This window comes from Sphingomonas sp. P4_G2, assembly GCF_056401155.1.
In genome coordinates, this window is sequence record NZ_JBFUJY010000013.1 from 36,069 (window position 1) to 42,830 (window position 6,762).

The following is a 6,762-nucleotide window of genomic DNA, read 5'->3' on the forward strand; positions in this document are numbered from 1 at the left end:
TGACATCTCCGGACGTGGAGGCATGCTAACCGCGACACAAAATAGCGTGGCGTTGCGATCACGAAGCGTCGGTGCTCGGATAGGCCTCGTTCGGCGTACCGCCGCTTGCCGCCGCGATGCCGAACAACCGCGCCGCCCCCAGAAACAGCAAGACGAAGAAGCCGTTCAGCACGATCAGTCCGACGATACCGGGCGGCTCATTTCGGCCGGCCAAGACCGCGACCACGCCGACCGCGGCATTGGCGATCGCCGCCATCGTCATCGCGTGTGACACGCCACTCGCCCGGAAACGCGCCCAGGCCATGCCGCCGAACGCGATGGCGATGACGCCGATATAGAGCAGGTTGAGCGGGTTATCCTCGTCGCCGATGATACCGACCGCGCCGTTGATCCAGATGAGCAGGAACGCTGCGGCCAGCGCGATCGCGACCCCGCTGCGATAGGCATTGTTGCGTGTGGCTCTGACCGTCAACTCGAACGCGATGCCGACTCCACCAATCATCACCGTGGCGAAAGCGAAGTCGAATGGCGTCCAGTTGACCTCACGCGTGAATTGCATCGCCACCAGCGGCAACAGCAGCAGCAGCGCGGCGATGCTCCAGCCCGCAACCCTCCAGGGGTTCATTCCACCTCCGCGCTCAATCGCCTTTGCCATCACGTCGCCTCCATGCTTGAATGAGACATCATCCTGACGGACTCGCCGGTGAGCGGCATGAGCAACTCCTGAGGTTTCGCTGAAAAATGGCGTCCGGCAGCTTTCGCTTCGACGGTTTCGAGCTCGACCCGGCCCAGCGCCGGCTGATGCGCGACGGCGCCGTGGTCGAACTCAACGCACGCTATTTCGATGCGCTCGTCCTGTTGCTGCGGGAAAGCGGCAAGCTCGTCACCAAGGATCGCTTCCTGGATGAGGTGTGGCGCGGCGTGCCGATCACCGACGAAGCCCTGACCCAATGCGTCAAGACGCTGCGGCGGCAACTCGGCGACGACGCGGCCAATCCGCGCTTCATCGAAACCATTCCCAAGCACGGCTATCGTTTCGTCGCGCCGGTCGACTGGGTAGAGCAGGCGAGCATCGAGCCGACAGCGGCGACCCCGATACCGCCGACCTCTTCCTATTCCTGGCGTGAGGTCGTGTTGCTCGGCGGCGCGGGAACGATCGGGGCCGGCATCGCCGGCGCGATCGGCGGGCTGTTCTACGGCTTCGTCGCAGCATCGCAGCCGCTCGAGTCCGGCGGCGGGGCGTCGGTGCTGTTCGTGCTGCTGTGGCTGACTATCGTGGTGGCGCTGGTCGGCGGCGCCGGCGTGAGCTTCGGGATTGCCGCGGCTGGTTTCACCCGGCGCGGTTGGTCGACCATCGTCGGTGGAGCGCTTGGCGGCATGGCGATCGGCGGGATCGTCAAGCTACTTGGCCTCGATGCGTTCAGCTTGCTGCTCGGCCGATCGCCGGGCGGCATCGCCGGCGCGCCCGAGGGGCTGTTGCTCGGTGGCGCGGTGGGGCTTGGCGCATGGCTGGCCGGCCGGCCGCGATCGGGCTCAATGCGGCGCAGGATCGCTGTCGCCGGTCTGGTCGGAGCGGTGGGTGGCGTGCTGGTACCGCTATTGGGCGGGAGGCTGATGGGCGGCAGTCTGGATCTGCTGGCGCGAACCTTTCCTGGCTCGCACCTGCGGCTCGGTCAGTTGGGCATATTGGTGGGCGATCAGGACTTCGGTTTGGTCACACAAGTCGTGACCGGGGGCGTGGAGGGCGCGCTGTTCGCTGCCTGCATCGTCGGCGCATTGCTTCGGGCGCGCGAGCGGCTGCACGTCACCACTTGACTGATATATAACCTCGCGGTTATGGGTCGCATCCATAGCCAGCGAGTTATATATTCATGTCGATTCAACACGACGTTATTTTCAGCGCCCTGGCGGATCCCACGCGTCGTGGGATTTTCGAGCGGCTGTGCCGTGGCGGCGAGCAGACGGTGGGCGGACTGACCGCGATGGCGGGCGTCTCGCAGCCGGCGGTGTCCAAGCATCTCGGCGTGCTGAAAAAGGCCGGGCTGGTGCTCGATCGGCATGAGGGGCGCCAGACCCATTATACCGCGCGGCGGCAGGCGCTCGCGCCCCTCGTCGACTGGACCAGCCAGATGACCGAATTCTGGGAAAGCCGGTTCGACGATCTCGATGATTTGCTCAAGAGGATGGACCAATGACGACGACTTCGACCGAAACCCGTTCCGTGGTGATCGAACGCGAGTTCGCGCATGCGCCCGACAAGCTCTGGCGCGCGCTGACCCAGCCGCATCTGATCGCGGAATGGCTGATGAAGAACGATTTCGTGCCGACGGTCGATCACCGCTTCACGCTGACCGGCGATTGGGGATCGGTCGATTGCAAGGTGCTCGAGATCGAGCCGCAACGCGCGCTCGCCTATAGCTGGGATGCGATGGGGCTGGAGAGCGTGGTCACCTGGACGCTGACGCCATCGGCCGCTGGCACGCACGTGCGCATGGAGCAGGCCGGTTTCCGCCCCGATCAGCAGCAGGCCTTCGCCGGCGCCAAGTTCGGCTGGCAGAAATTCCTCGCCAATCTGGACGAGGTCGTGGCCCGGATCGACTGATCGCCACGTTTTTTCGAGCATATCAGGGAGGAAGGGATGAACGGCAATTCGGCTATCCGCCAGTTTCACCGCTGGACATCGATCGTCTTCGTGGTGGCGGTGATCTTCAATACGGTCATGCTCGTGCTGGGCCGCCAGGCGACATGGGTAGGGCTGACGGCCTTGTTCCCGCTGATCCTGTTGATGATAACCGGCCTCTACATGTTCGCGCTGCCCTATCTGGGGAAGAGCCGCACCCCGTCGCCCGCACGTGACGCCGCCTGAGCGATCGAGAGGAGGAACGATGACCACGACTGAGGCTGACACCAAATCACCGTCCGAATTGATCGACGGCCGGATCGCGTCGCTGGGCGACTGGCGCGGCGCGACGCTGGCGCGGATTCGTGCCCTGATCCGCGATGCCGAGCCCGATGTCGTCGAGGAGTGGAAATGGCGCGGGGTGCCGACCTGGTACGCCAATGGCAAGATCATCTGCACTGGCGAGACCTACAAGAACGGCGTCAAGACCACATTCGCCAAGGGCGCGGCGCTCGGCGACCCCAAAGGATTGTTCAACTCGAGCCTGGACGGCAATGTCCGCCGCGCGATCGACTTCCACGAGGGTGACGCGATCGACGAGGAAGCGTTCAAGGCACTGGTCCGCGCGGCATCAGCGGCGAACGGGGGCGGCAAGAAGCGCTGAATGTCGATTTCCCGGCGTTGACTCGTCAACCCGTCGTGCGATTGTCCGGCTGGTTACCGCTCGGTTCAAAAAGGGGAAATCGATGCCAGCCTTCAGCACTTGTCTTGCGCCGTCATGCCGCACCAAGGTCGAGGGGACCGTCAACCCTTGCCCCAATTGCGGCGGCAAGATGCGGACGCCGCGCACGATACGCGCGCTGGGCTGGTTGCTGCTCGCCTGCGGTGTCTTCCTCGTCGGGCTGATGAGCTATCTCTGGACCGTGCTCGCCCCCGCAATGGCGCACCCCGGGGACTTGACCGGCGGCACCACCTTCACCGGCACCGCGGAGCAGGGAAAGACGATCCTGACAGTGTTCGCCGCGGTGATCGTGTTCGGGCTTGGATCGATCACCTATGGTTTGTGGATGATCATTACCGGTCGGCGCAGCATTGCCATGATGATCGGCGTGCTGGTGCTCGCGGCCGTGTTGATCGCGATAAGCTGGCGAGCGATGACGGTGTTGCCGGCCTGAGGGCCCTGCGGGCCGCGCCCCTTCCTCGACCGCTATTGTTCGCCTATCATGCGGAAACGGGGTAGTTTCTCGAGGGGGAAAAATGCGCAGGCTGATCGTGATGATCGGGCTCATCCTGGCGATAATGTCGCCAGCGAGGGCGGAATGGCGGCACGCGCGAACCGATCATTTCATCCTGACAATCGACGACAGTGAAGAGAATGCGCGCGATTTCGCGGTGCGGCTGGAGCGGTTCGATGCGGCGCTGCGCCTGCTCTACGGCGTGCCCGACAACCCCGATCAGCATCTGCGCCCCGTCGCCATCTACGCGTTCAAGGAAGGCCTGTTCTTTGCTGCGTGCCGCTGTCCCGCCACGGCAGGCTTCTATTCGGCGCGGACCGACAGCTCGTTCATCATGACGCTCCACCTTCCCAACATCGATCGCAAGGCAAAGACGGGAGGGTGGAGTTCACAGGCGCTGCTGTTGCACGAATATACCCACCATTTCGTGTCGACGAATTTTCCGATCGCCTATCCTTATTGGTTCCAGGAAGGCTTCGCCGAATTCAACGCCAACACGTCATTCGAAAAGGACGGGTCGCTGATCATCGGCTATCCGGCCAATTACCGTGGCGACGGGTTGCTGAACGGTTCCAAACCGTCGCTGAAGCGGTTGTTTGATCCGAACCAGTACGGATACGGCGACAATCCCGATCTGATCTATGGGTATGGATGGCTACTGACCCATTATCTGATGCTCAAGCCGGAGCGTCGTGGCCAGCTTGCCGCCTATCTCTCGGCAATGAACGCAGGCGTGCCGAGCCTCAAGGCCGCGCAACAGGCGTTCGGCGATCTGGCGGCGCTCGACAAAGAACTCAGCGGCTATCGACGAAGTCTGCTTCTGGCGCCGCTTCGGGTCCCGCCGGGCAAACCGGTGTCCGCCGTCGTCACGACGCTGACTCCCGGGGAAGCGGCGATGCTGCCGGTCTATGCCGCGATGCGGACCGGTGGGACAAAATTGTATCGCATCGGTCTTGCTCAGAGCGCGCAAGGCATCGCTAAGCGTTATCCAGACGACGCGGTGGTCGCGGCACAGCTTGCCGAGATCGAGACGGTGGCGAGGCGCTTCGACAAGGCCGACGCGGCGGCCGACAAGGCATTGGCGGTCGATCCCAATTCGGTATTGGCGCTCCTCCAGAAGGGAAGCGTTGGGATCGCCCGGGCACACGAAGCCAAGGCCAGCGATCCCGCTGTGTGGACGGCAGCCCGTGCCTGGTTTCTCAAGGCGAACCGCGCCGATCCCAATCAGGTCATGCCGCTCTATCTCTATTATATGAGCTTCGTCAGCGCCAAGACCAAGCCCAGCCCGGGCGCGATCAAAGGCCTGATGCGCGCCGCCGTCCTGGCGCCGGAGAGCGACGATGTCCGCATGGCGCTCGCCAAGCAATTCCTGCTGGACGGCGACGCGGCCACTGCGCGCACCTTGCTCCAGCCAATTGCCTTCACTCCGCACAGCCTGCGCGCCAAAAACATTCCGCTTGATGCTCTGCACTTGATCGATGCCGGCAAGGCGGAGGAGGCCAAGGCCCTTCTGACCAAAGGCGACGAAGACGACGATTGATCGCTAGCGCTAGGGCAATTCCGCCTTGGGGAATCCCGACCAGACCTGATCGTAATCCTCGTCGAGCGCGCTCGTTTCCAACGCATGGTCAGTGCAATGGAACACCCAGCGACTCTCGATCATGAAGGCCATCGTGCCGTCGATCTTGTGCGGCTTGAGCTCGGCCTCGCTCGCGCCTTTCCACGAGGCGAGGTCGGGGCCATGGCCCGACATCTGGTTGTGGAGCGACATCGCGCCGGGGCGGAAGCCGTCGGCCTTGGCGTCATAAGCGCCGTAGAGCAGGCCCATACACTCGCTCATCGTATTGCGGTGGAACCAGGGCGGGCGGAACGTGTCCTCGGCGACCATCCAGCGCGGCGGGAAGATGACGAAATCGGCATTGGCGGTGCCGGGCACGTCACTAGGTGAGGTCAACACGGTGAAGATCGACGGATCGGGATGATCGAAGCTGACCGTGTTGATCGTGTTGAAGCGAGTGAGATCGTAGCGGTACGGCGCGTAATTGCCGTGCCAGGCGACGACGTCGAGCGGGCTGCGGCCGAGCTGGGTTTCCCACAACGCGCCCTCGAATTTCTGGATCAGCGCGAAATCACCTTCGCGATCTTCGAACCAGGCGACCGGGGTCTCGAAATCGCGGGGATTGGCGAGGCCGTTCGATCCGATCGGGCCGAGGTCGGGCAAGCGGAACGGCTGGCCGTGATTTTCGGCGACATAACCGCGCGCGGGTCCGTCGGGCAGTTCGACGCGGAAGCGCACGCCGCGCGGGATCACCGCGACCTGGCCCGGCGCGAGGTCGATCCGGCCCATTTCGGTCAGCAGGAGCAGCGCACCTTGCTCGGGCAGGATCAGCAGCTCGCCATCGGCCGAGGCGAAGGCGCGGTCGGTCATGTCGCGCGTGGCGTGATAGAGATGCATCGCCACCCCCGCCTGGGTGCGCGGGCCGTCGCCGGCGACGACCATCGTCGTCAGGCTGTCGAGCCAGTCGGCGTCGGTTGCTACTTCGAGCGGCCGCCAGCGCAGGCGGTTGGGGGCGAGGGGGGATTTGCTCAGGCCGGGGGCGAAGCGCTTGGCGCCTTCATAGCGGATGAAGGCGGGGTGCGCGGCCGAGGGACGCAGGCGGTAGAGCCAGGTGCGGCGGTTCTCGTGGCGCGGCGCGGTGAAGGCGGTGCCGCTCAGCTGTTCGGTGTAGAGGCCGAAAGCGGGCTTTTGCGGCGAATTGCGGCCGACCGGGAGGGCGCCGGGAATTGCTTCCGTGGCGAAATGGTTGCCGAAGCCGGTTTGGTAGAGGTGGTCAGCCACGGACGTTGCTCCAAAATCCCCTCTCCCCTTGTGGGAGAGGGAGGGGCCCGCCGCCGTCAGGCGGTGGG

At 64.3% G+C, this 6,762-nt stretch carries 9 protein-coding genes; 7 read left to right on the forward strand and 2 right to left on the reverse strand.

Annotation, left to right across the window (positions count from 1 at the left end; genetic code table 11):
• Positions 1-58: 58 nt before the first annotated feature.
• The gene (locus tag AC1DRD_RS21825; protein ID WP_478031600.1) at positions 59-655 is read right to left on the reverse strand and encodes a hypothetical protein; all 597 of its coding nucleotides are present in this window, start codon (positions 653-655) and stop codon (positions 59-61) included.
• 86 nt (positions 656-741) lie between these two features.
• On the opposite strand from AC1DRD_RS21825, the gene AC1DRD_RS21830 reads away from it, so the two are divergent.
• The 7 genes from AC1DRD_RS21830 (at position 742) to AC1DRD_RS21860 (ending at position 5,395) form a co-directional block, all read left to right on the forward strand.
• Positions 742-1,815, forward strand: a complete 1,074-nt coding sequence (locus AC1DRD_RS21830) for a winged helix-turn-helix domain-containing protein (RefSeq protein ID WP_478043010.1) — start codon at positions 742-744, stop codon at positions 1,813-1,815.
• Positions 1,816-1,871: 56 nt separating this feature from the next.
• Positions 1,872-2,195, forward strand: a complete 324-nt coding sequence (locus AC1DRD_RS21835) for an ArsR/SmtB family transcription factor (protein WP_478043011.1) — start codon at positions 1,872-1,874, stop codon at positions 2,193-2,195.
• Entirely contained in the window at positions 2,192-2,602 is a 411-nt protein-coding gene (locus AC1DRD_RS21840) for an SRPBCC family protein (RefSeq protein WP_478043012.1), read from the forward strand. The genes AC1DRD_RS21835 and AC1DRD_RS21840 overlap by 4 nt, the downstream gene beginning before the upstream one ends.
• Before the next feature lie 36 nt (positions 2,603-2,638).
• The gene (locus tag AC1DRD_RS21845; RefSeq protein ID WP_478043013.1) at positions 2,639-2,866 is read left to right on the forward strand and encodes a hypothetical protein; all 228 of its coding nucleotides are present in this window, start codon (positions 2,639-2,641) and stop codon (positions 2,864-2,866) included.
• Positions 2,867-2,885: 19 nt separating this feature from the next.
• The gene (locus AC1DRD_RS21850) at positions 2,886-3,284 is read left to right on the forward strand and encodes a DUF1801 domain-containing protein (RefSeq protein ID WP_478043014.1); all 399 of its coding nucleotides are present in this window, start codon (positions 2,886-2,888) and stop codon (positions 3,282-3,284) included.
• A gap of 82 nt (positions 3,285-3,366) precedes the next feature.
• Positions 3,367-3,795: a hypothetical protein gene (locus tag AC1DRD_RS21855; RefSeq protein WP_478043015.1), complete on the forward strand. Its 429-nt coding sequence runs from the start codon at positions 3,367-3,369 to the stop codon at positions 3,793-3,795.
• An 82-nt stretch (positions 3,796-3,877) separates the two neighbouring features.
• Positions 3,878-5,395, forward strand: a complete 1,518-nt coding sequence (locus tag AC1DRD_RS21860; protein ID WP_478031608.1) for a hypothetical protein — start codon at positions 3,878-3,880, stop codon at positions 5,393-5,395.
• A gap of 9 nt (positions 5,396-5,404) precedes the next feature.
• Here the strand turns inward: AC1DRD_RS21860 and hmgA are convergent, their stop codons facing one another.
• Positions 5,405-6,694: a homogentisate 1,2-dioxygenase gene (hmgA, locus tag AC1DRD_RS21865; protein ID WP_478043016.1), complete on the reverse strand. Its 1,290-nt coding sequence runs from the start codon at positions 6,692-6,694 to the stop codon at positions 5,405-5,407.
• Between the last annotated feature and the right edge of the window lie 68 nt (positions 6,695-6,762).

Excerpts from the sequence above, each read along its gene's own strand:
- AC1DRD_RS21825 (WP_478031600.1), bottom strand. The coding sequence starts at position 655 with ATGGCAAAGGCGATTGAGCGCGGAGGTGGAATGAACCCCTGGAGGGTT.
- AC1DRD_RS21830 (WP_478043010.1), top strand. The coding sequence starts at position 742 with ATGGCGTCCGGCAGCTTTCGCTTCGACGGTTTCGAGCTCGACCCGGCC.
- AC1DRD_RS21835 (WP_478043011.1), top strand. The coding sequence starts at position 1,872 with ATGTCGATTCAACACGACGTTATTTTCAGCGCCCTGGCGGATCCCACG.
- AC1DRD_RS21840 (WP_478043012.1), top strand. The coding sequence starts at position 2,192 with ATGACGACGACTTCGACCGAAACCCGTTCCGTGGTGATCGAACGCGAG.
- AC1DRD_RS21845 (WP_478043013.1), top strand. The coding sequence starts at position 2,639 with ATGAACGGCAATTCGGCTATCCGCCAGTTTCACCGCTGGACATCGATC.
- AC1DRD_RS21850 (WP_478043014.1), top strand. The coding sequence starts at position 2,886 with ATGACCACGACTGAGGCTGACACCAAATCACCGTCCGAATTGATCGAC.
- AC1DRD_RS21855 (WP_478043015.1), top strand. The coding sequence starts at position 3,367 with ATGCCAGCCTTCAGCACTTGTCTTGCGCCGTCATGCCGCACCAAGGTC.
- AC1DRD_RS21860 (WP_478031608.1), top strand. The coding sequence starts at position 3,878 with ATGCGCAGGCTGATCGTGATGATCGGGCTCATCCTGGCGATAATGTCG.